We start from the raw sequence: 20,891 nt of genomic DNA on the forward strand, positions 1-20,891 counted from the left end.
GTCACGAACAAGCGGCAGTCCATGCAGCCGAAGGCTATGCAAAAGCAACCGGAAAAGTCGGCGTAGCGATGATTACGTCAGGTCCCGGATTTACCAACGGTGTGACCGGTTTAGCGGATGCCTATATGGACTCGATTCCCCTCGTCGTTATCAGCGGTCAAGTCCCTATGTCGTTGATCGGTACGGATGCATTTCAAGAGATCGATGCTGTCGGTATCAGCCGTCCGTGTACAAAACATAATTATCTTGTTACCGATGCGGCTGATTTGCCGCGAATCCTCAAAGAGGCATTTTATATCGCCCGTACGGGGCGTCCGGGGCCGGTTCACGTCGATATTCCAAAAGACGTAACGGCTCAAATCGCAACATTTGACTACACGAAAGATGTTGAATTGGAGACCTATAAACCGACGATGAAAGGGAATGCCCGTCAGATCAAAAAAGCGATTGAAGCCATCGCATCGTCAAAACGTCCGCTTTTGTATCTGGGCGGCGGTATTATCAACTCCAATGCGGCAGATTTGGTACGTGAGTTTTCAAAAATGACACAAATTCCTGCTGTTGAGACGTTTATGGCACGCGGAACGCTTAGATATGATGATCCGTTGTTGATCTCAATGCTCGGGATGCATGGATCGTATGCTGCGAATATGGCTATGTCTGAGACCGATATGGTTATCGCGCTAGGGGCCCGTTTTGACGATCGCGTTACGGGTAAACTCTCCGAGTTTGCCAAAAATGCGCAAATCATCCATGTAGATATCGATCCGGCGAGTATTTCGAAACTCGTTACGGCTCATTATCCGATCGTCGGCGATGTTAAAAATGTACTTGAAGCGATGATCCCGTTGGCCAACGAGCAAATCGATCCACAGCGTTATATACCGTGGCACAATACGATTGCCAACTTTAACAAACTTCATCCGCTTGGATATAAAGAAGAGGGTGATCGCATTAAACCGCAATGGGTAGTCGAACGAATCGGGCAGCTTCTAGGCGACGGAGCAAACATCTCCACCGATGTAGGACAACATCAAATGTGGACGGCACAGTTTTATCCGTTTACCCGACCGCGCCAATGGATCAGCTCCGGAGGTCTTGGGACAATGGGATTTGGATTCCCTGCCGCAATGGGGGTTAAACGAGCCGATATGGAGCGGGTAAGTATCAATATTACCGGAGACGGATCGATTCTGATGAATATTCAGGAATTGATGACGGCGGTCGAATATAAACTTCCGGTTATCAACGTCATTCTAAATAACAACTTTTTGGGAATGGTTCGTCAGTGGCAAACGCTCTTTTACGATAAACGCCATTCATCGACCGATCTGTCGATGCAGCCTGATTTTGTTAAATTGGCAGAGAGTTTCGGCGGAATAGGGTACCGTGTAACGACCAAAGAAGAGTTTGATGCCGCCTTGAAAGATGCGGTTGAAAAAAATGTCGTTGCCATTATCGATGTTGCCGTCAACCGTTTTGAAAATGTTTTGCCGATGGTTCCTGCCGGCGGATCGTTGTTTAATATGATGTTAGAGTACAAGGAGAAATAATGGAAGAAGCACGTCGCGTTATTTCGGTTATTGTAATGAACGAAGCGAGCGTATTATCACGTATCGCCGGGTTGTTTTCAGGACGGGGGTATAATATCGAGTCGTTGACTGTGGCTCCGATTCCCGATTCCAAATACTCCCGTATTACCATCGTTACCTCAGGGTCGGTACGGGTGATAGAGCAAATTACGAAACAGTTGCATAAACTGATTCCGGTTTTAAAAGTATATGAACATGCCGATCTCGTTGAAAAAGAGATGGCTATGGTTAAAATTCCGATGAGCGAGTCATTAGGAGATATCGAAGCTTTGGCGCACGCGTATAACGGACGTATCGTTAATGTCGGGAGCGATACATTGATCGCTATGGTAGCCGACGAACCGTTGCGCGTAAGTCATTTCCTCGAAGCGATCAAACGGTTCCACCCTAAAGAGATTGTCCGCAGCGGCTCCGTTGCGCTTGAGAGATAACAGGATGAAACTTCAGGAAATCGCTCTGTTACTGGGATGTGATGGTGTCACGGACACCACGGAGATATTCGGTATGAATACTCTTAAAGAAGCAGGTGCGGGCGAAATTTCGTTTCTTTCGGATTCGAAATACGAAAAAGATTTATCGCTGACCCGTGCTTCAGCCGTAATTCTCCCTAAAGCAAAAGGGCATCTTTTACCTAAAGGTGTTATCGCATTAGAAACCGACGAACCCTATTTGACGGTAGCAAAACTTTCAAAATATTTTGCTATACCGATTCGAAGCAGTGATGTAGCACCGATTATCGGAACCGGTACTGTTGTCTATCCGACGGCACATATCGAAAACGGTGCTAAAATCGGTGAAAACTGTACGATAATGAGCGGTGTTTATATCGGTACCGACTGTATTATAGGAAATGATGTTATTTTATATCCTAATGTTGCCGTCTACCGCAACTGCCGTATCGGTGATGGCGTGATGATTCATGCCGGCAGTGTCATAGGAAGTGACGGTTTCGGATACGCCCATACAAAGACGGGCGAGCATGTCAAACTCTATCAAAACGGTAATGTGATTATTGAGAACGATGTTGAAATCGGTGCGAATACCACAGTCGACTGTGCTGTATTCGGTTCGACGATTATTAAACAAGGCGTTAAAATCGACAATCTTGTCCAAATCGGTCATAATTGTGTGATCGGTGAATACACCATTATGGTGTCCCAGTCGGGACTCGCAGGGTCGACGGTACTTGGACGCAATGTTGTGATGGGCGGGCAAAGTGCAACTGCAGGACATCTAAGTATTGCCCCTTTTACGACGCTTGCGGCACGTTCGGGAGTAACAAAAAGCATTGATAAAAAAGGGGTCTACAGCGGCTTTCCGCTGATGGAACATAAGTTATGGCTGAAAATGCAGGCAAAATTGGCTAAAATGTTGGATAAAAACGTTTGATGCAAGGAGAAGGGATGCGAAAAACGGCAGCGGGACTGATATTCTTGACTACACTTGTGAGTGCGGATGACCTCCCGACCGATATTCGTATGCCTGACATTGTTCTGGATGCAATCAAACATTGCGAATGCCTGAAAGAAAACGGCGAATGCAATCCGAATGTAATTCGGATTAATGCCGTCGAAGAAGCGCAGCGCGCCGCTGCCGCAGGTTTTGCGGTAGAAGGACATCTTATCCGGTGCGGGTCTAGTCAAGAGTGCAGCGTACAGGCGCAGGCTCTCATAGAGGGTGGAATCGTCAACCTCGATCTCGGACCGTATCAAATCAATTACAAATATCATCCGAACCCGATGCTGCATGAATACTTTGAAGAGAGTACAGCCCGCGAACAGGCCAATGCAATTTTGACGAAGCTTGTGAAAAGTTTCGGCTATTCATGGGAAACCTTGGGACGATATCACCACTTTAGTGCAGTAGATAGAACACGAAACGAGCGTTACTACCGTAAAATGTATGCATTTATTTACGGTGATAACGCAAAAGCACAAGGTTCGGAGTAATTCTATTTTTTTTAAGATTGCTTTAGCCAAAATCGGTTAAACTCTTTCCTATACTGTACACATAGGAGAAATTATGAGTTCTGCCGTAACCATTATCAAAGAGATTCCGCTAGACGGAACGAAAAAAGGTGTGATCTCTATTAGTAAGGTAGATGAGCCGTATGGGGCAGGAAGTGACAGTGTCGCAAGTATCGGAATCTCATTATCGGGTGATGTCAAAAATCCGGAATGGAAAGTTCATTTGCCTATGGGAAATATCGATGCGGTCGTTGAAGCCCTCCAAAGTTTGAAGGTATAATCACCGAATTGCTTTAGAAAAAAACTGTCGCGCTTTCGGTTTATACCGAAAGCATCAATAATTACTTTTTAGTTGCAACGAAAGTTGCAATCCGCTTAATCCCTTCACGGATACTGTCGATGTCGGTTGCGAAGCTGAATCGGAAGTATCCCTCAGAGCCGAATCCAACCCCCGGAACTACCGCAATACCTTGATCCTCAAGAAGCTCTTTACAAAACTGCATTGAGTCATTGCTTACTTGTTTAATATTGACGAAGAGATAAAAAGCGCCGGCAGGTGATAAAACGGATAAGCCGTCGATTTCGTTGAAAAGTTTTACCGCTTCGTCACGTCGTGCTTTAAAAGCGACGCGCATTGCTTCGATATCGGCATCCGCAGCACCGTTGAGACCTACGATAGCTGCTTTTTGAGTAATACTGTTGATATTGGATGTGCTTTGGCTTTGAAGTTTTTTGGTTGCTTGGATGATTTCGGTGTTAGCTGCTGCCATATATCCGAAGCGCCATCCGGTCATTGCTACCGATTTTGAAAGACCGTTAATGGTAATGGTACGTTTGTACATATCGTCACTGACGGCTGCTGCAGAGGTGAATTCACCGTCATAAATCAGTTTCTCGTACATCTCGTCACTGGCAACGATAACATTCGTCCCTTCTAAAACTTTTCCGAGAGCCGTAAGCTCCTCGCGGGAATATACCGCACCGGTCGGATTTGAAGGAGAGGTAAGAATCAACATTTTTGTTTTCGGCGTTAGCGCGTTTTTCAGTTGTTCCGGTGTGATTTTAAAGCCGCTTGCATCATCGGTCATAATTTCGACAACTTTCCCGCCGCAGTACATCACAAGCTCGGGATAAGTGACCCAGTAGGGAGCCGGGATAATCACTTCGTCCCCGTTTTGGATCGTACAGGCAAAAAGGTTGTAAAGAGAGTGTTTCGCACCGTTGTTGGTGATGATCTGGTTGGGTTTGTAGTCGAGATTGTTATCCCGTTTGAGTTTAAGGGCGATTGCCGCTTTTAAATCGGGGATCCCGTCTACTGCGGTGTATTTGGTAAAGCCTTCATTAATAGCTTTAATAGCGGCATCTTTGATCACTTGCGGAGTGTCGAAATCAGGTTCGCCGGCGGAGAAACTGAGGATGTTTTTTCCCTGTGCTTTGAGTTCTTGCGCTAGCGTACTGATAGCAATGGTAATCGATTCGGAGAGTGTATTGACGCGATCGGTTAGCATAAAAAGCCCCTGTAAAAAATTTCGGAATTATAACATGGATCGAATAAAAGTTTAATTTGTATACCACACTGGAAAATAAGATCATAATAATGAGTAAAATCTAACCATGAATGCGCTACAATGCGACTCAAATTTGCCGATATCGTAAAATTTATATACAAGGAGGGAGTGAACGTGGCTCGTAATCGTATCAAACGCCGTTCTCTCTCTCTCTCTTTATTGTGCTGTTCGTTTCTTTTTTCATCGGTTCTTATCGCGGATGAGCCGATATCAGTCGATGCTACGTCTATCGACTTCGAAGAGCTTCTGCAAACGGAATATATCCCTGCCAGCCACATCGCCAATCAAATCAGCAACGCGGCTTCCGCCGTATCGATCGTTACTGCACAGGACATCAAAGACTACGGCTATCGAACGCTCGGAGAGATACTGGGAAGTATGCGTGGATTACATACGTTCGAAGACTACAGTTATACCTACCTGGCCGGTCGAGGGTATAGCAGTCCGGGACAATATGCGGGCCGAATTATTGTTCTAATCGACGGATACCGTGCCGATGACAGTATGTTCGGACAAGCATATATCGGCAATGACGGTATTTTAGACATCTCCTTGATTGAACGGGTGGAGTATATCCCCGGCGGAAGCTCTGCCGGATACAGCAACGGTGCGCTACTCGGAGTCATCAATATCATCACGAAAAAAGGTTCCGATCTCGATGCGGTTCAAGTCGCTTACGGATATGGAAGCCATGACACCCACAGCCGTAGAGTTTCATTCGGTAAAAAACTCGATAACGGAGCCGATATCCTCCTTTCGGCATCGGATTACAATAGCGACGGGCGCAATTTCACCTACGATGACGGCGGCGTTGCGACTATGCAACGCGGACAGCACGGCGAGTCGAATAAACGGCTCTTTTTTAAAGGCACATACGATCATGTGACCTTGACAAGCGGATGGGCAAAACGAAAAATCGGTATGCCGACGTATGCTTATGGGGAAGTATGGGAAAAAGATCCGGTACTTAATACGGATGAAAACGGCTTTGTCCGTTTGGTCGTTGATTCGGATTTAGCACAAAATCTTAAACTTTCGGCGTCTGTTTGGTATGGAATGTACCGCTTTGGCTTCGATGATTCCGCATCAATGGCCTTTATGGATTCTAAAATGGAACTCAAAAGTACCGCTCGATGGTATGGAGCCGATGCAAAATTTGTCGGGACGTGGTTCGATAATCACGTTATTTCATTCGGAGCGGAGTATCGTCACGATTATCAATGGGATTATTCACACATATTTAGCGATGTGACGACCGGTGATGTATGGTATGCAGGAAACCATCACTATCCTACCCGAAAAACGTATAGCCTTTACGGTTATGATGAGTTTACGATCACCCCTGAATGGAGATTTAATTACGGTATGCGTTTAGAGACCAGCGATAACGATTATGGTGCCCTCAGTCCGCAGGCGGCGTTGATTTGGAAACCGAGAGAAACGACACAGCTAAAATTATCGACTGGAATCAGCACCCGGCAGGCTACGGCATCGGAGGCACAGACGACGACTCCCGAACAGGTACAAACGACGGAACTAGTAGTCGAAGAAAAATTCGGACATGAAAGTAAAGGGTTGATCTCTTTGTATCGGTATCACTTCGGCGACCGAATATCGCGAACGCCGGAGTCGGATATTATCGCCAGAGGGATCGAAGCCGAGTTCGAAAAGCACTGGGACTCCGGTGTACGGATGCGGACGAGTTATACCTATCAAAAGGCTTACGAGAAAAAAGACTCTCTGCCGCTTGTCAACACTCCGAAACATATTGCTAAGTTTAATTTATCAACCCCGATCATGGACGAGCGGCTCCGTGGCGGAGTCGAAGTACACTATTTGGGCAGCCGCCCACTCGATACGGATACAAGAGAGGAATGCGCTCCGTCGTACACGCTGACAAATGTGACGTTGCTATCGCATGAATGGATTCCGAACAGCGATCTGACGTTTAAAATTCGCAATGTTTTCAATGAACATTACGGTGATGTCGTCAATCTCCAAAGTAACGATGATCTGCTATATCCTCAAGACGGGCGAACCTTCTGGATTGAATGGGAGTATAACTTCCGATGAAATTCTTGAAGAGCTTATTAATCCTGAGTGTTGTATGCTGGCAGATGCTAAGAGCCGACGCATTACCTGAAAATACCCTCAAAGCGGCATACCTGTATAACTTTGCCCTTTTGACCGATTGGCCTAAAGGAGATAAAAGTGAAAATTTTAATCTCTGCTTTTTCCGAGAAAATTTGGGTACGGCGTCGGATGTGCTTCAAAACAAAACGCTGCATAATCAAAAGCTGAAAGTTTTGACCGTGACGAATGCCCAAGAAGCCAAAGAGTGCAAAATGCTCTTTATTCCCGAATCCGAAGAACAGCGGGGGGAAAAAGTGATTCAAAAACTTGCGGGGACTCCGGTATTGGTTATTACGGAAAATATGTCATTTGCCGATACTCATATTATGATTGTACGTGATAATCGCAAATTGGCATTCGATGTCAATTTGCAAACGTTTAAAAATACAGATTTGGATGTCAGTTCCCGATTATTGAAGCTGGCGCGAAAAGTTGAACCGTGATCCCTTTTAAGCAGAGGCTGAATTATTGGCCGATCCAAAAAAAATTGTTTTATTCGAATATGATTGCGATTGCGGCAGCGTTTATCCCTGTCGTCATTGTATTAATGGTGTATGAATATTATGCTTTACGCAGTGCCGTTTTGGATGAAATACGGGTGCAGGCGGATATCGTGGGAGAAAGCTCGGCTGCGGCGATGGCGTTTGGGGATGAAGGTTCGGCTCTCGAAACACTTTCGGCATTGCACGGCGCACAAGACTTGATCGAAGCACATCTGGTGTTAAAAAACGGGACGGTTTTGAAAAGTTATTATGTCGACAGACGTGACCGCAAAAAAAAGATTGAGCATTTTAATGTTTCGAAAGTACATCAAGAACATTTGACAATAAATGATATTACGATTGAAAAACCGATCTTTTTGCGTTCGGAATTTGTCGGCTCCTTGATTTTAAAAAGTAGTCTGAACTCTTTTTACGACCGTATGGGATGGTTTGCTCTGATTGTACTGATGACGGCATCGGCAGGATACTTTCTGGCACGATTGGTAGCGATTCGCATCAGCCGAACTATCACCGATCCTCTTTTGGATTTGATCGCCGCGACACAGAAAGTGACGGACGAGAAAGATTATTCCACTCCGGTGAAGGTGGACTCTCATGATGAAGTCGGGAATCTTTCCCGTGCGTTCGGAGAGATGATGTCACAGATTCGCAAACGTGATCTGACAATGCAGCAGTTGGCCTATTATGACCGTGTAACCGGAATTGCCAACCGTCATTATTTTGAAGAACGGATTGAACAAAGTGTCGGAAATGCTTTACGATACGGGACTACATGCTATCTTATGATTATCGATTTGGATGATTTTAAAGGGGTAAATGATCAATTGGGACACCATGTCGGCGATCTTTTACTCCGTCATATAAGTGAATGCATTACATCAACAATGAGACAAAACGACAGCCTTTTCCGTATCGGAGGAGATGAATTTGCCGTTCTCATCGAAAGCACTTCGGATTGTGAATCGGTCGATAGAATCGCACAGAAAATCATTCAATCGATGTCAACTCCGCTTTTGATCGAGGCTCATGAGGTGAAAGTAGGGGCCAGTATAGGGATTAGCTGTTTTCCTCAGCATGCTCATGACGTGCGTACTTTGATGAGTACGGCCGATAGTGCGATGTATGCCGCAAAACGAGACGGAAAAAATACAATCAGGATGTATGGAGATTCGCAGACGCTTCTTTGATCGAACCGCAATCGCTTAACGGGTCAGGAATTGCGGTTTCCCGGTATGAAATCCTTGCGCATAGGTGATACCGAGGTCGGTGACACTTCGGAGAATCTCTTCGGAGGCAACAAATTCGGCTACGGTATCGATACCGATGCGGTGGGCAAAATCGACGATAGCCTCGACAACGATACGGTGGCGCGGATTTTGGTCGATCGATTTGATAAGAGAGCCGTCTATTTTGAGAATGTCGACATTGAGTTTAAGGATGTTTTCGTAATTCGAATAGCCGGTTCCGAAGTCATCGATGGCGATTTTTACCCCCAGTGTTTTCATGCGCGAGATGAATGAGGCGACCTGATCAAAATTTTCAATCCCTTCAGATTCCAAAATTTCGAAAATGACGCGATTGGCTGTGCCGGTTTGGCGTAAAATATTTTCTATCGTCGTTACGGTTTTTTCATCTAAAATATCGCTGCTGGAGAGATTAATCGAAAACTGTTCGGTACGTCCGGCGAAGAGAGTACATGCCTGATAAACGACCTCTTGGGTAATATGGTGATACAGCTTCGTTTTTTGGGCGATCGGTAAAAATTCGTAAGGGCCGATCAAGGTTCCGTCTTCATTTTTGATCCGTACCAAACTTTCATATTTTTCGATTATACCGCTCTCGCACGAGACGATAGGCTGGTATTGGCACACGATTCGGTGTTCCACGAGCGCTTGTCGGATCTGCGATGACATGGCAATATTGAGTTTATACTGCTGTTCGATCCCCTCGGCACTGTCATAGAGTGAAAACGGTACTTTTGCCTTACGGGCTTTATTTAGTGCGACATCGGCATGAATGAGCGGTTTATCGCTGTTAATCGCCATTCCGACCGTAGCACGGATATGTACCGTCTCATCGGCAATCATAAAGAGTTTTTCATTGAGCAGGGAGAGGAGTACTTCGATATCGTGCCGAAATTCATCATTCGAACTGTTTGATTTTTTTCGGAATGCGAACTCATCGCCTCCGAGGCGATACGGAGAGAGTCTCATCTCGCCAAGCCAATGGGCTATCTGGCTGAGGAGCCAGTCTCCGGCATCGATTCCGAAGAAGTCGTTGATCTCTTTGAAATCGTCTATATTTAAGATAGCAACAGTATTGGTGGTCTGGCTTTGGAGATCCTCTTGGAGTTTAAGACGGTTTGGCAGTGCGGTGAGGTTGTCAAAATAGAGGTGGCGGGTCGCTTCTCTGGTTTGTTCGGTGACCTGTATCTCCAAATCCTTGTTAATGGCTTTAATTTTGTGAGAATACTCCCATACACGATGTTGCATCGATTCGAAAGCATGGATAATTTGGGTAAATTCACGTTGGGCATAGGGAATATTGAACGTGATTTTTTCTCCTGGCTTGAAACTTTTTACTTTGCTTGCAATGATTTTAATCGGCAGTAAAAGACGGTTGATCCATAAGGCCATGATCAAAAGAATCGCCAGAACACTAAGCCCAACCCATATATACAAAACGTAAAACCGCTCCATCGTTTTGGCAAATTCTTCACCCGAATAGGTAAGCGAAATGGTTCCGATTTTTTTGAGAGAAGAAGGTTCCATCAGATTTTTTGTCAGCCGGATCGATTCATAGGGAGAAACAGCCTCGGATTGGCGATAATCCAAAAGAGCATTACCCCGGATGTCACGCACTTCCAGTGCCACCACTTCATGCAGACGGGTGATCGAGGAGAGTTTCTCTCCCATCTCTTTGATTCCCAAGAATAAGGATAGAGAAACGGAAGGTTCGACAGCATCGATCAACAGTGCCGCTTTTTCTTTTTGAGAATTCATGGTCAAATCGCGAACGATGGCAAAAGTCGCGAGGGTAATGATGAAAAACAATACTACGGATGCAATTACAAGTGACGTAAAGAGTTTTGTCGATAGGCGTGCGTTCTTAAAAAGTTTCATTCGACGAGCCTCGCTACTTGAAATAAAATATCATTGAAGCGGATATTGCTTTGTTTGAGTGTTTTTTTGCTGATATAGATAAAGGTTTGGCGTTCGATACTGATTGAGCCTAAAATCCCTTCGTCAAGATCGGAAACATTATACGAGAAACTGGCGATTGAGTTGGCTGATGCCCAAGCGGCTATTTTAGAGGTTATTTGGAAATTCATCGGTGTTACGAAAATGCAGCCGATATTGCGAAGTGAAAAAAAATCATCAGCAGAGACAGCCACCGCGTTAAAAGCGATATTGGCGACTTTGCCGTTATAGTATTTATTCATCTGTTCTGCAATCTCTTTAGCCTCACGGTTCCGTTTGCCTTCATAGACGACGGCAAGGATGACTTTATCGGATTTGGTTTTCGAGAGTATCTGGGTATCGAGCGCCATTAGTTTCGGGATCATACGGATATTTGTATTCAGCAATACGGAGTCTTCAGCATGGATAGCCAAAAACTGAAATACCAAAATGATAAACAACCGGATCAAAACTTCCATCCTGTACGTACCCAATAAGTACGTCCCTCAACCGGATAGTCGTCTTGATAGGTTGAGGGAGGGGAAGGATAACGGTAGATTTCATCCGCAAGATTCTTGATAGCTCCTTGAACATAAAATCCTTGGTAGTTTTCCCATCCTAAAACGATATCTGCCGTCGTAAATGCATCCGTAGCACTGCGGTTATCATTCGGACGGCGTTCTTTAATACTGCTGTATCGCCCTATAAGGCCGACTTTCCATTCGGGTGCCAGCGCATACGATAAAGCCGCTTTTAGCATATGTTGAGATGCGAAAGGGAGATAGTCGGTTGTAACGTTACCTTTGATCGTTTCCCCTGAAATATAGCTGTAAGAGAAAGCGACGTTGTCATCTTCTCCGATTTTTTCGCGAAATTCGGTTTCAAATCCTAAAATATTGCGTTCTCCGACATTTTGAAAAGTGTGGTCGGCGGTGTTGGAGGTGATTTGTTCCGTGTTGTGGATGTAAAAAAGGTTGATTCCCATCGATGCATCTGCCGTCGGTTTGTAAAGATACTGGGTTTCATAGGAGATGGCATGCTCAGGCTCGAGATCGGGATTTCCGATTCTTGCGGGGTTGTTGAGGGTATACATCTCTTGCCAAGAAGGGAGGCGATAGGCATCTCCGACCATAAATTTCAGGATATGTTGCCGATAGGGTTGAAACACCAAAGCTGCCCGCTTGTATGAATGAAAGCTGATATTGGAAGCTTTGGTAGCTCCGACATTCAACGAAAGGGCTAGTTGGTCACTCAGTTCGATCATGTCGCCGAGGTAAAATTCATCGGTATGACGCTGAGCGGCATTTTTATCTAAAAACGGTGCAGAATCGGAATAGTCGACGAGATCGGTACCGTTGTTGACGGTTTCGGTCGTAATGGCGGAGAGAGATGACTTTTTCAAATTTATGGGTATACCCCGCAGTAATTTTATGATTTTCGATTCCGGTATAGGTCGCGGATACTTTTTCGTAGACGGAGCGGCTTTTAAGTTTGTAAAATGCCCAAAAACCGTTAGGATAGGTGTTGCCGCTGTAGGTGGTTCCGGGAGGAAGGGTTTGGGAATCGCTTTCCCATCCGTCTTCCATAATCCCGGCTTTCAGATCGATGGAAAGATTCTCACTGAGAGGGTGCCGGTATTCTCCTTCGATATACCAGGAAGGGAAAGATTGGGTTCCGTCCATATTCGGCAAAGCATATACATTGCCGAAAGCGCTTCCCGATTCAAACCGGTTGAGCCTCCCTTTGAGGGAAAAATCACCGTAGGAATAGGTCACTCCTAGCCCGAATTGGGTACTTCCCAATGGAGCAAAACCGGTATTGCCGTATGCGTCGGTGACACTGATAGGGCTAAGCGCATCTTGGGTTTGATAAAACAGATCGGAGGAAAGTTTCCAGTTAGGTGTACGACGGGTATAGAAAAAACCGGCTTGTCTGGCCGAATCATTGCCGAAACTGCCGAAAATACTTCCGTTATCTCCGCTCTTTTCCTCTTTGGCATAGGTAATGACGTTGATGGTTCCCGAATAGCCGTTGACACCTTCGATGAAACTTCCGCTTCCCCGAACGACTTCGATGCGCTGGATGAGTTCTATCGGAAAATCCAAATAAGCGTTGTAGCTGTCAAATGTGCGGTCATTGACGACGATTCCGTCGATCGCGAGTTTCGTCTGTCCGTATGCCAGAGGATTGGAACCGCGAATAACAGGGGTACGGTTATTCATCGTGTCTCCTGTCATATCGACTCCGGGAATAAGCATCAGGGCATCTTTAAGGGTTTTGGCCCCGAATGAAAATAATTCTTTTTGCTCCCATACCGAGAGGATAAACGGTTGGTAGTCGATGTTTTGATTGGTTTCGTTGGCGAGTTGTGTCGCTTGGAGCATATCGTCGTTTAGAGACGCCATCATAGGATTTTCATCCGCACAGAGGGTACAGGCGACAAAGAAAAGGGCGTAAGAGGAAAACTTCACGACTACCTTTGATATTAAAGTCTATGATTGTGACAAACGGAAGATTAAAAAACAGTAAAAAAGAATACAAATACGAATACAGGAGGGATTCAGGGAGTGCGAAACGCACTCGTGAGATAAGAAAAATAAATTTTAATCTATTAATACCGTTTTATTTTTTCCCTCATTTTTGGCATGATACATAGCTTGATCGGCACGTTCCAAAAAGCTTTCAAAACTGTCCCCTTCATGATGGGTCGTGACGCCGATACTGACGGTGAGTTGAAGCGTTTTTCCCGAATAGATCAAGTGGCTGTGTTCGATTTTGGTACGGATTTTGTCGGCAACGGCAAATGCCTGATCGTGTTCGCAGCGGTTTAGGAGAACGATAAATTCTTCGCCGCCGTAACGGTAGACTTTGTCTCCGCCGCGGATAAGCGATTTGATGCTTTGCGCCATGAAATGAAGTACCTTGTCTCCCGTAAGATGACCGTAAAAATCGTTAAGGGCTTTGAAATCGTCGGCATCGATCATCATCATAACCAACGGCAATTTTTTATTTTTACCCGCTTCGATGCTCGCTTCCAAATCTTCCAACAGCCCTTTTCGATTGGTGATTTGGGTCAAAGGATCGGTGGTCAATTGTTCCTGCGCGTGTTTGAGCTCGGTATTTAAATGATTGATAGTCGATTGTGCTTTTTCGAGTTCAGAAAGCATATTGTCACTTAAAGCACTTAGCCCGTCGATAAAATTAATACATCGTTCTATCCCCTGTTCGGAAGCGTTTTGGATGTACTCTTCTTGCAATTTTGCAACGGCGGAGATATCGGCATGAGTCTCGGCGAAAGTAATTAAAGTTCGATGGGCAATATCAAGATAGCGCGCGAGATCGCTGCTATTGGTATCGACGGCTTCAGCCTCTTTCTGGGCTTTACGCAGTGCGGCATCTGCCTGTTCGATAAAAATCTCGTCAAAATATTTTTTATATTGGGTGGGATAAGGGGCAATTCTGAGTGACCGAAGCGTTCCAACGGCTTGATCATGTATGGCGAAAATCTTGTCGAATACTACTGTTTCGCTCATGGAAAACCTTTGAATAATAATGATGAATTTTTATTGTAACATTTTCAGCGATTATTTACAGTAGGAATCCGATATTTTCTCATATTCCTCGCGTTTTTTTGATCATTTCGTAAGCTGCGTTGATCTCTTGTACTTTTTCGGTAGCCGCTTTGAGATATTCATCGGAAGCTCCCTGTGCTTTGATGATATCCGGATGGTGTTCGCGAACGAGCGCACGATAAGCTTTTTTGAGCGCATCGTCACTGACATCTGGCGTGATTCCCAGAAGAGCGTATGCCTGTGAGATGGAACTCTCTTTGACGCTATGGCGGTGAAACGATCCGAAACGCTCCATCATTTGAGAGAGATGATCGTCATGAAACCGTAAAATAGAGGCAATACGACGCAGCATCGTCTCTTCGCTATGGCTCAAGACTCCGTCTATATAGGTGAGGTTGACCAAAAACTCTAACATTTTTTGTCGTTTGAGGGTGTCGTTTTGGAGCACGTGATACAGCTGTTCTGCCACGGTTTCGAGATTGTCATCGCGTTGCTTCTCGATATCGAAAATCTCTTTGAGCAGTTGTTTCGTCCCCTGCGGATCGGGAAAGAGGGCGCTGATGTCGTTAAACATATTGCCGACGAGTTCCGCTTCGAGCTCATCGACTCTGCCGTCTGCTTTCGCGACTTTGGCGACGAGGGCGACGAAAAGTCCCAATTCGCTTTGCATCAGAGACTCTTTACTCAAAATGAAACTGCGGAACTGATTTTTGGAATAGACATGGGCCTGATTATGCGAATAGCCGCGAAAAATCCAGTAAAATACGCCGACAACAAGGATGAAAAGTATGATTTGAGTCATAACGTCTCCTCTAAAAAATAAAACGGTAGTCTACCTGTTAATCGATAACAAACCAATAGAGAACAAGGGTCGTATGCGCGATATTAACACAATAATACAGGTTAGAGAAAAATGCTACCGGTGCTATCGTCCACTCTCATCATGCATGTGTTCTCATGTTCGACCGGTATCGACGGAAACAAAATTCGTCATCTTGATGCATCCCAAAGAGTTTAAAAAAACAAAAAACGGAACCGGACATCTGACCCATCTCTCATTGCCGAACTCGGAGCTCTATATCGATGTCGATTTTACGGACCACGCCGCCGTCAATGCGATCATCGGGGATGAAGGCAATCGCTGTTATCTCCTCTATCCGGGAAAAGAGAGTATATATCTAAATGAACACCCATTGAATAATCACGATAAACGGGCCGTGATTTTTTTGATCGATTCGACGTGGCCGTGTTCCGTTAAAATACTCCGATTGAGCAAGAATCTGCAAATGCTTCCCCGTTTGAGCTTTACCCATACGAAACGTTCACAGTTTCAGATCAAAGAACAGCCCGAAGAGTATTGTCTTTCGACGATCGAGTCGACATTGAGTGTTTTGGAATTGCTTAATCAACACGGGACGGAAAGAATAGCGCAAGAAGCATTGGAAATGTTTTTGGAACCGTTTTGGGCGATGGTGGCGTATCAGCTCCAATGTGCGTCGAGCAAGGAAGAGAGTGTCCGCTTTAAACCTAAAGAAGCGAAAGATTAGATATCTTCGTCGTCTTTAAATGCTTCAAATACACCTGAAGCGTCTACGATCTCTTGTTCCATCATTTTTTGCGCTTCGGCTTCTTCGACTTTGGCATGAGCTTCTTCGACATATTCGATAAAGGTTTCAATATCCGTTTCGGGGTTGTAAAATTGGGCATAGGTGAGGGCGATTTCTATAAATTCTCGGCCGCATCCGAAATCGCTCAGTTGTTGTTTTAAATCCATGCTGTCTCCTACCGATTTTATCCGCGATATTATTAAAGAATATTGCTTCGAATTCCCTGTTAGTGGGTGAGGGTAAGCCCATCAGCTTTCCATTGGATGATTCCGCCTTTGATATTTATCGGGGTAAAACCGTTATCGGAGAGGATGCGGGATGCGGCCGCACTGCGGTTTCCGCTATGGCAATAGACAAGAATTTTACGTGTTTTCAGGCTTTTAAGAGCGGTAAGGTTGTCGCTTAGCGATTGTACGGGGATGAGAGTCGATCCTTCTATATGCTCTTGATTGTACTCTTCAGGAGTTCGGACATCGAGAATCGGGATTGTTTTGTCGGTTTGGATCATCGCATAGGCCTGCTGCGGCGTTACCGATTCGAAATTAGCAAAAATCCACCCTTTCATATAGGCGAAATAGAGCCCCATTCCCGCGATTGCAAGCCAATAGAGGAGATTGGTAAGTTGTTTTTTCGACATTTTTGACCCCTTTGCCATCATAATAGAAAATACAAGTATAAACTATTTCGGCTAATTGGAGGTTTTTAACGCAATGACAAGCTTACGAAGCCATTGCTCTTTATAGACCGGTGTTTTCGAATGGTAATTGCCTATGGCTTGCAGATTGAATCCGTTTTCTTTGATATGGTTAGATAAGAGCCAGCTTCCGACATAGATATTGATTTTCGGATCCATGATGTTTTTGTCGTCGATCCCCCATTGGCGCAATCGAGGAAGGTGGATCGAGTTGATCTGCATAAGACCGTAGTCTTTCGTACCGTTATCGTTTCGGCGAACGGCGTTCGGATTGCCGCCGCTTTCAATGCGTGCGATATTTTTTAGTAACAGCGGCGGAATGTTGTAATGTTCTCCCGCACTTGTGAAATAGCTGTCAAAGTCTGACGTATCGGCAAAAAGAGTGGCAAAGATAAATAGCAAAATAGCTAATGTTTTCATAATTAGGGTATTTGATATCCATCTGTAAGTGTTTTTAAAAATGCAACCAGTGCATCAACTTCGTCATTAGTGAGTTTTAAATCTCCGACAAGTGTTTTTTCATCAATATTTTCGCTTACTTCGCTTGGCCCCCATCGTGAAGTATTTGTATCCCTGGTATTATAGAATTCAACTACCTCTTTGAGAGTTTTAAAGACGCCGTTATGCATATATGGGGCTGTTAATTCTACATTTCGGAGTGTAGGTGTTTTAAATTTACCTTTGCTCTCCTCTATTTTACCATCAGCTATTACTTTAGGATTACGGGATAGTCCGAAATCAACAAAATTGGTTCCATCAGGATTGTAGGCTGAAGGGATATTGTAATAAGGGTTTTCCGGATTTTTAGGAACACCGATATTAACATAGTCATATTCGGTAAAGAGGGCAGGAACTGTAGTCAAATCTTCGTTGCCTATAGGATGGCAAACATGACAGTTAGCTTTACCTGTAAAAAGGTCTAGACCGAGTTTTTCTTGTGCGGTTAATGTAACTTTATTATTTTGAAATGCATCAAATTTAGAACTAAATCGAGATACTTTTGAAGAACGCTCGTACGTCGCTAAAGCGTCGGCAACAGCAGCAAAACTGGCATTTTCATCATTGAAAATTGTTTGACCATAAATTCGTTTAAATTCGCTAGAGTAAGAAGAAGCGGCAATTTTATCGATATATTCACGGATAGTTGCATTGTGCATTTCGACAGGATTGAGCGGCGGACCTCCGGCTTGTTTTTCCAGTGTTGCGGCTCGTCCGTCCATAAATTGTCCGCCAATATAGTCTGTACCGTCAAAATAAAAATCGGGTGAATACTGTGAATAAGCAATACTCGGTGCATTACGGTCGGCAAATAGACCTGGGACAGCCCCTTCAGAGGTTGCAAAATCATGATTGGGATTAGCAAATCCTGCATCAGGATTATGGCAACTTACACATCCTTGGCCTAATGGTTCCGAAAGGTTAGTGTCAAAGAAAATTGTTTCTCCGAGTGCTATTTTTTCTTCAATAGTGACTTTTTCAGATATAACACTAGAATTAGTTTCTGTTTCAGAGGTATTGTTCTCATTGTTTTCTTCGTTACCGCCGCACCCGTAAATCACAATAAGAAAAACTGCTATCACGGTTCCCAGTTTATAGAATGCTAAATTTTTCATAATATCCTTCTCTTTTGAATACGGCTCTTCGAATGAACCGTATTGAAAAGAGAACCTCCCCATAGGGAGGTGTATTTAACGCATAACAGGGATTTTCATATATCCGATAGATGCTTTTTTCTTATTAATTGTGCTGTTTAGAGACTGAACAATAGAATTTGACGCGTCCCAGTCGACAAGCAATGCATCACCTGGATGCTGAATGCTGGACATAATATATCCATGTCCTCCTAGCTCATCGATAGCCTGAAGACCTGTTGCTTCGGCTCCGGCTGTGTTAGAGAGGATACGAGAGAATTTTTTCGTGTCAACGTTGTATGCCCAGACAAAGTTATTAATGTGCATTCCACTGTCTTCACCGATGAAGAGCGTACGCATTTTTTCAGAGAATTTGAGATTATCCGGATTGGCAACTTTATTAACGTCAGCACTGTTTCCAAATACATCTTTAACCGATACAGTCTGACCTGTCAGAGCAGTAATAGCGTTCATTGTTGTAGCTACATATTCACTAGCTATTGTCGTATTTGATGTATCTTTTTGTGTACCTGTGAGTCCAAGCTCGAATACTGCTCCTGCTTTTTCAACCGGTGCATGGATATCATCGACAGGATCACTGCTACTTGTTGCCATACCGCCGCTCATATTAGAAATAGCCATATAGACTTTTTTGTCTTTAGCGTTGACAGTTACCCCTTCCATTTTGTTGAATTCACTGGTCGCACCGAGCAACGCTCCGTAACGACGCGATTCGAGGAATGCTGCGGCAAATTCCATACCAGATTTGAGTTTAAGATACTCTGTACCTTTATAGGTTTTGATTTTGGTATAACCGCCAGTAGTCGATGAAGCAGTCTCAAAAATATCGCTAAATTTGATTTTATCTGTAATTAATTGTTTGACAGCAGCGTCAGTGGCATGACCGAGTTTGATCCATGAAAGATTTGCTTTTACCGCACGATCAGTGCTATCACTGGTTTGTGACCATTTCGCGGCATACAACGTACCGGCACTTAAATTCCCTGCCGTGTCAGCAACATACATGAAAAGCATGGTATAAGAACCATCGTCTCCGAAATAGACAGTTTTGTTATCCGGCATAACGGCTGCGAGTTCATGAGAGAATCGTCCCATGCTATAGTGTTTTTTTACAGCTGTATTACCTGATGAATCAACTGTCGTTTCGTGGATATATCCGTAGTTGTAGACATTTGCCGTTGTCGTATCGCCGAAATAAGCATTCGGTCCACCAAGAGAATCGGTACCTGTTCCAGTTCCTTGTTCTACTTTATTTGCATCCGGCTCGTATTCTTCACTGCCTAGATGAGTAGTCCATGGTGTCATGCTGGCTGCACAGGTGATCCATAATCCGCCGACATCTTTTGTATCGATGTTTTTGATTGAACTAACGCTAAGTACACCGTTGCTGTCTTGAGTCAGAGTACTGAGATTCATCATTGCAGGTAAAATACCGTATCGGCTTGCTCCACTGCTATCAGCCGTTACATATTCAAACTGAGATACCATACGGATCGCGTTACCAATTTGCATAACGCTTTGACCGTCCGGAGTGTCAGAGACGAAAGGAATAGCTGGCGTAGCAGTTGTATCCATAATCGGATTTTGATTTACATCAAGGATTGCTCCAACTGTTGTACCACCGATGACATCGCCCGTATTCATCAATGTCGTATATTCAATAGGACGGATCAAACGTGTACCGTCACTGTAACGCACGGATACGTAGGCTTCCGAATAGATATGATCCATCTTGTCTGCGGTAGTCGGTGCATCCATTCCTACGAATTCAGTGCTCAGGACCGTTGCGTTGGCTGGAATAGTTCCTGTTGTTGCGAGGGATGAAAGCGTAGAACGAAAATGCGTTCTTGCTGCGTTGGATGTTTTCGGCGTCGCTCCCGCATTTGTAAGAGAAGCAGATACGTTGGCATCATCACTCAAATTAATCGATTTGATTTTTAATGCTTTATTAGCATCAATTTCGATACCGCCGCCCGCATCCGGGTTTCCATCTTTATCTAAAGATTGAAGTAAAATTAGTAAGTTGGTTGTTTTTGTTCCATCAATACCGTCATTGCTAAGATCGAGAGGAGTGATTGTTGATGCACCTTCTGTTTCTCCGATCAAAATACCGTTGGCATCTCCGAGATAAAATTTGACGGTTTGCCCTTTTTCGTATTTAAATGTTCCGGCCGCATCGGTAGTCCCTTTTTGATTACCGCTGACATAATAAAGCCCTTTTACGGGACTATCGACGAATGTCCCGGTTTGGACGTTTGAATCGTCACTGTTGCATCCTATAAGAAACGATGCACCTAAAATAGCTGAAACAGCTGCGAAAGAATAAGTCCGTAAACGCATGATGTAATCCCTCTCGTGATTTTTTGAAAGCGGAGAATGGTATGGATTGAGAATTACATTTTTATTACTGTAATGTTATCGTTT

Annotated in this window: 21 protein-coding genes; 9 read left to right on the top strand and 12 right to left on the bottom strand. The window is 44.4% G+C overall.

The genetic code is table 11. From position 1 onward, the window contains the following. The 5 genes from Q0389_RS12185 to Q0389_RS12205 all read left to right on the top strand — a co-directional run. A partial coding sequence (locus tag Q0389_RS12185; RefSeq protein ID WP_298694519.1) for an acetolactate synthase large subunit occupies nucleotides 1-1,553 on the top strand: 1,553 nt, incomplete at its 5' end. Beyond that, the gene (ilvN, locus tag Q0389_RS12190) at nucleotides 1,553-2,023 is read left to right on the top strand and encodes an acetolactate synthase small subunit (protein ID WP_298694521.1); all 471 of its coding nucleotides are present in this window, start codon (nucleotides 1,553-1,555) and stop codon (nucleotides 2,021-2,023) included. The genes Q0389_RS12185 and ilvN, both read left to right, overlap by 1 nt. Before the next feature lie 4 nt (nucleotides 2,024-2,027). Next, a complete protein-coding gene (gene lpxD, locus Q0389_RS12195; RefSeq protein WP_298694523.1) occupies nucleotides 2,028-2,981 on the top strand; it encodes a UDP-3-O-(3-hydroxymyristoyl)glucosamine N-acyltransferase in 954 nt (317 codons plus the stop codon). A gap of 14 nt (nucleotides 2,982-2,995) precedes the next feature. Beyond that, nucleotides 2,996-3,541 carry a hypothetical protein gene (locus tag Q0389_RS12200; protein ID WP_298694524.1) on the top strand — a complete coding sequence of 182 codons (546 nt, stop codon included), beginning with the start codon at nucleotides 2,996-2,998 and terminating at the stop codon, nucleotides 3,539-3,541. Between the two features lie 73 nt (nucleotides 3,542-3,614). Continuing rightward, nucleotides 3,615-3,839 carry a hypothetical protein gene (locus Q0389_RS12205; RefSeq protein WP_298694527.1) on the top strand — a complete coding sequence of 75 codons (225 nt, stop codon included), beginning with the start codon at nucleotides 3,615-3,617 and terminating at the stop codon, nucleotides 3,837-3,839. 61 nt (nucleotides 3,840-3,900) lie between these two features. Here Q0389_RS12205 and Q0389_RS12210 read toward each other — a convergent pair whose 3' ends face one another. Next, nucleotides 3,901-5,067: a pyridoxal phosphate-dependent aminotransferase gene (locus tag Q0389_RS12210; protein ID WP_298694530.1), complete on the bottom strand. Its 1,167-nt coding sequence runs from the start codon at nucleotides 5,065-5,067 to the stop codon at nucleotides 3,901-3,903. A 174-nt stretch (nucleotides 5,068-5,241) separates the two neighbouring features. Between Q0389_RS12210 and Q0389_RS12215 the strand changes: the two genes are divergently transcribed. The 3 genes from Q0389_RS12215 to Q0389_RS12225 are packed head-to-tail and all read left to right on the top strand — an operon-like array spanning nucleotide 5,242 to nucleotide 8,950. Beyond that, nucleotides 5,242-7,200, top strand: coding sequence for a TonB-dependent siderophore receptor (locus tag Q0389_RS12215; RefSeq protein ID WP_298694533.1), 1,959 nt, complete (start codon nucleotides 5,242-5,244; stop codon nucleotides 7,198-7,200). Nucleotides 7,201-7,205: 5 nt separating this feature from the next. Then, nucleotides 7,206-7,703 (top strand): YfiR family protein, encoded by a 498-nt coding sequence (locus Q0389_RS12220; protein WP_298694536.1) that lies wholly within the window; start codon nucleotides 7,206-7,208, stop codon nucleotides 7,701-7,703. Continuing rightward, nucleotides 7,700-8,950: a sensor domain-containing diguanylate cyclase gene (locus Q0389_RS12225; protein ID WP_298694537.1), complete on the top strand. Its 1,251-nt coding sequence runs from the start codon at nucleotides 7,700-7,702 to the stop codon at nucleotides 8,948-8,950. Before Q0389_RS12220 ends, Q0389_RS12225 begins: the two co-directional genes overlap by 4 nt. A gap of 15 nt (nucleotides 8,951-8,965) precedes the next feature. Here the strand turns inward: Q0389_RS12225 and Q0389_RS12230 are convergent, their stop codons facing one another. From Q0389_RS12230 to Q0389_RS12255, 6 genes are all read right to left on the bottom strand, one after another. Next, nucleotides 8,966-10,885 (bottom strand): GGDEF domain-containing phosphodiesterase, encoded by a 1,920-nt coding sequence (locus Q0389_RS12230; protein WP_298694538.1) that lies wholly within the window; start codon nucleotides 10,883-10,885, stop codon nucleotides 8,966-8,968. After that, entirely contained in the window at nucleotides 10,882-11,412 is a 531-nt protein-coding gene (locus Q0389_RS12235; protein ID WP_298694540.1) for a hypothetical protein, read from the bottom strand. The genes Q0389_RS12230 and Q0389_RS12235 overlap by 4 nt, the downstream gene beginning before the upstream one ends. Continuing rightward, nucleotides 11,409-12,344 (bottom strand): TonB-dependent receptor, encoded by a 936-nt coding sequence (locus tag Q0389_RS12240; RefSeq protein WP_298694542.1) that lies wholly within the window; start codon nucleotides 12,342-12,344, stop codon nucleotides 11,409-11,411. The genes Q0389_RS12235 and Q0389_RS12240 overlap by 4 nt, the downstream gene beginning before the upstream one ends. Next, a complete protein-coding gene (locus Q0389_RS12245) occupies nucleotides 12,250-13,413 on the bottom strand; it encodes a TonB-dependent receptor plug domain-containing protein (RefSeq protein ID WP_298694544.1) in 1,164 nt (387 codons plus the stop codon). The genes Q0389_RS12240 and Q0389_RS12245 overlap by 95 nt, the downstream gene beginning before the upstream one ends. A gap of 132 nt (nucleotides 13,414-13,545) precedes the next feature. Then, nucleotides 13,546-14,475 carry a GGDEF domain-containing protein gene (locus tag Q0389_RS12250; protein WP_298694547.1) on the bottom strand — a complete coding sequence of 310 codons (930 nt, stop codon included), beginning with the start codon at nucleotides 14,473-14,475 and terminating at the stop codon, nucleotides 13,546-13,548. Nucleotides 14,476-14,554: 79 nt separating this feature from the next. Then, nucleotides 14,555-15,316 (bottom strand): TerB family tellurite resistance protein, encoded by a 762-nt coding sequence (locus tag Q0389_RS12255; protein WP_298694550.1) that lies wholly within the window; start codon nucleotides 15,314-15,316, stop codon nucleotides 14,555-14,557. Nucleotides 15,317-15,389: 73 nt separating this feature from the next. Between Q0389_RS12255 and Q0389_RS12260 the strand changes: the two genes are divergently transcribed. Continuing rightward, a complete protein-coding gene (locus tag Q0389_RS12260; RefSeq protein ID WP_298694552.1) occupies nucleotides 15,390-16,061 on the top strand; it encodes a tRNA-uridine aminocarboxypropyltransferase in 672 nt (223 codons plus the stop codon). Here Q0389_RS12260 and Q0389_RS12265 read toward each other — a convergent pair. The 5 genes from Q0389_RS12265 to Q0389_RS12285 form a co-directional block, all read right to left on the bottom strand. Beyond that, on the bottom strand, nucleotides 16,058-16,288 hold the full coding sequence (locus tag Q0389_RS12265) for a hypothetical protein (RefSeq protein ID WP_298694555.1): 231 nt from the start codon (nucleotides 16,286-16,288) through the stop codon (nucleotides 16,058-16,060). The two genes, Q0389_RS12260 and Q0389_RS12265, sit on opposite strands and share 4 nt — an antisense overlap. Before the next feature lie 59 nt (nucleotides 16,289-16,347). Next, complete coding sequence (locus Q0389_RS12270; protein ID WP_298694557.1) at nucleotides 16,348-16,758, bottom strand: rhodanese-like domain-containing protein; 411 nt, start codon at nucleotides 16,756-16,758, stop codon at nucleotides 16,348-16,350. A gap of 51 nt (nucleotides 16,759-16,809) precedes the next feature. After that, nucleotides 16,810-17,235: a lytic transglycosylase domain-containing protein gene (locus Q0389_RS12275; protein WP_298694559.1), complete on the bottom strand. Its 426-nt coding sequence runs from the start codon at nucleotides 17,233-17,235 to the stop codon at nucleotides 16,810-16,812. Nucleotides 17,236-17,237: 2 nt separating this feature from the next. After that, nucleotides 17,238-18,428 carry a cytochrome c peroxidase gene (locus tag Q0389_RS12280; protein WP_298694561.1) on the bottom strand — a complete coding sequence of 397 codons (1,191 nt, stop codon included), beginning with the start codon at nucleotides 18,426-18,428 and terminating at the stop codon, nucleotides 17,238-17,240. Between the two features lie 75 nt (nucleotides 18,429-18,503). Next, complete coding sequence (locus Q0389_RS12285; protein ID WP_298694563.1) at nucleotides 18,504-20,807, bottom strand: alkaline phosphatase PhoX; 2,304 nt, start codon at nucleotides 20,805-20,807, stop codon at nucleotides 18,504-18,506. Between the last annotated feature and the right edge of the window lie 84 nt (nucleotides 20,808-20,891).

The organism is uncultured Sulfuricurvum sp., assembly GCF_937936435.1.
In the GTDB taxonomy this organism is placed as follows: domain Bacteria; phylum Campylobacterota; class Campylobacteria; order Campylobacterales; family Sulfurimonadaceae; genus Sulfuricurvum.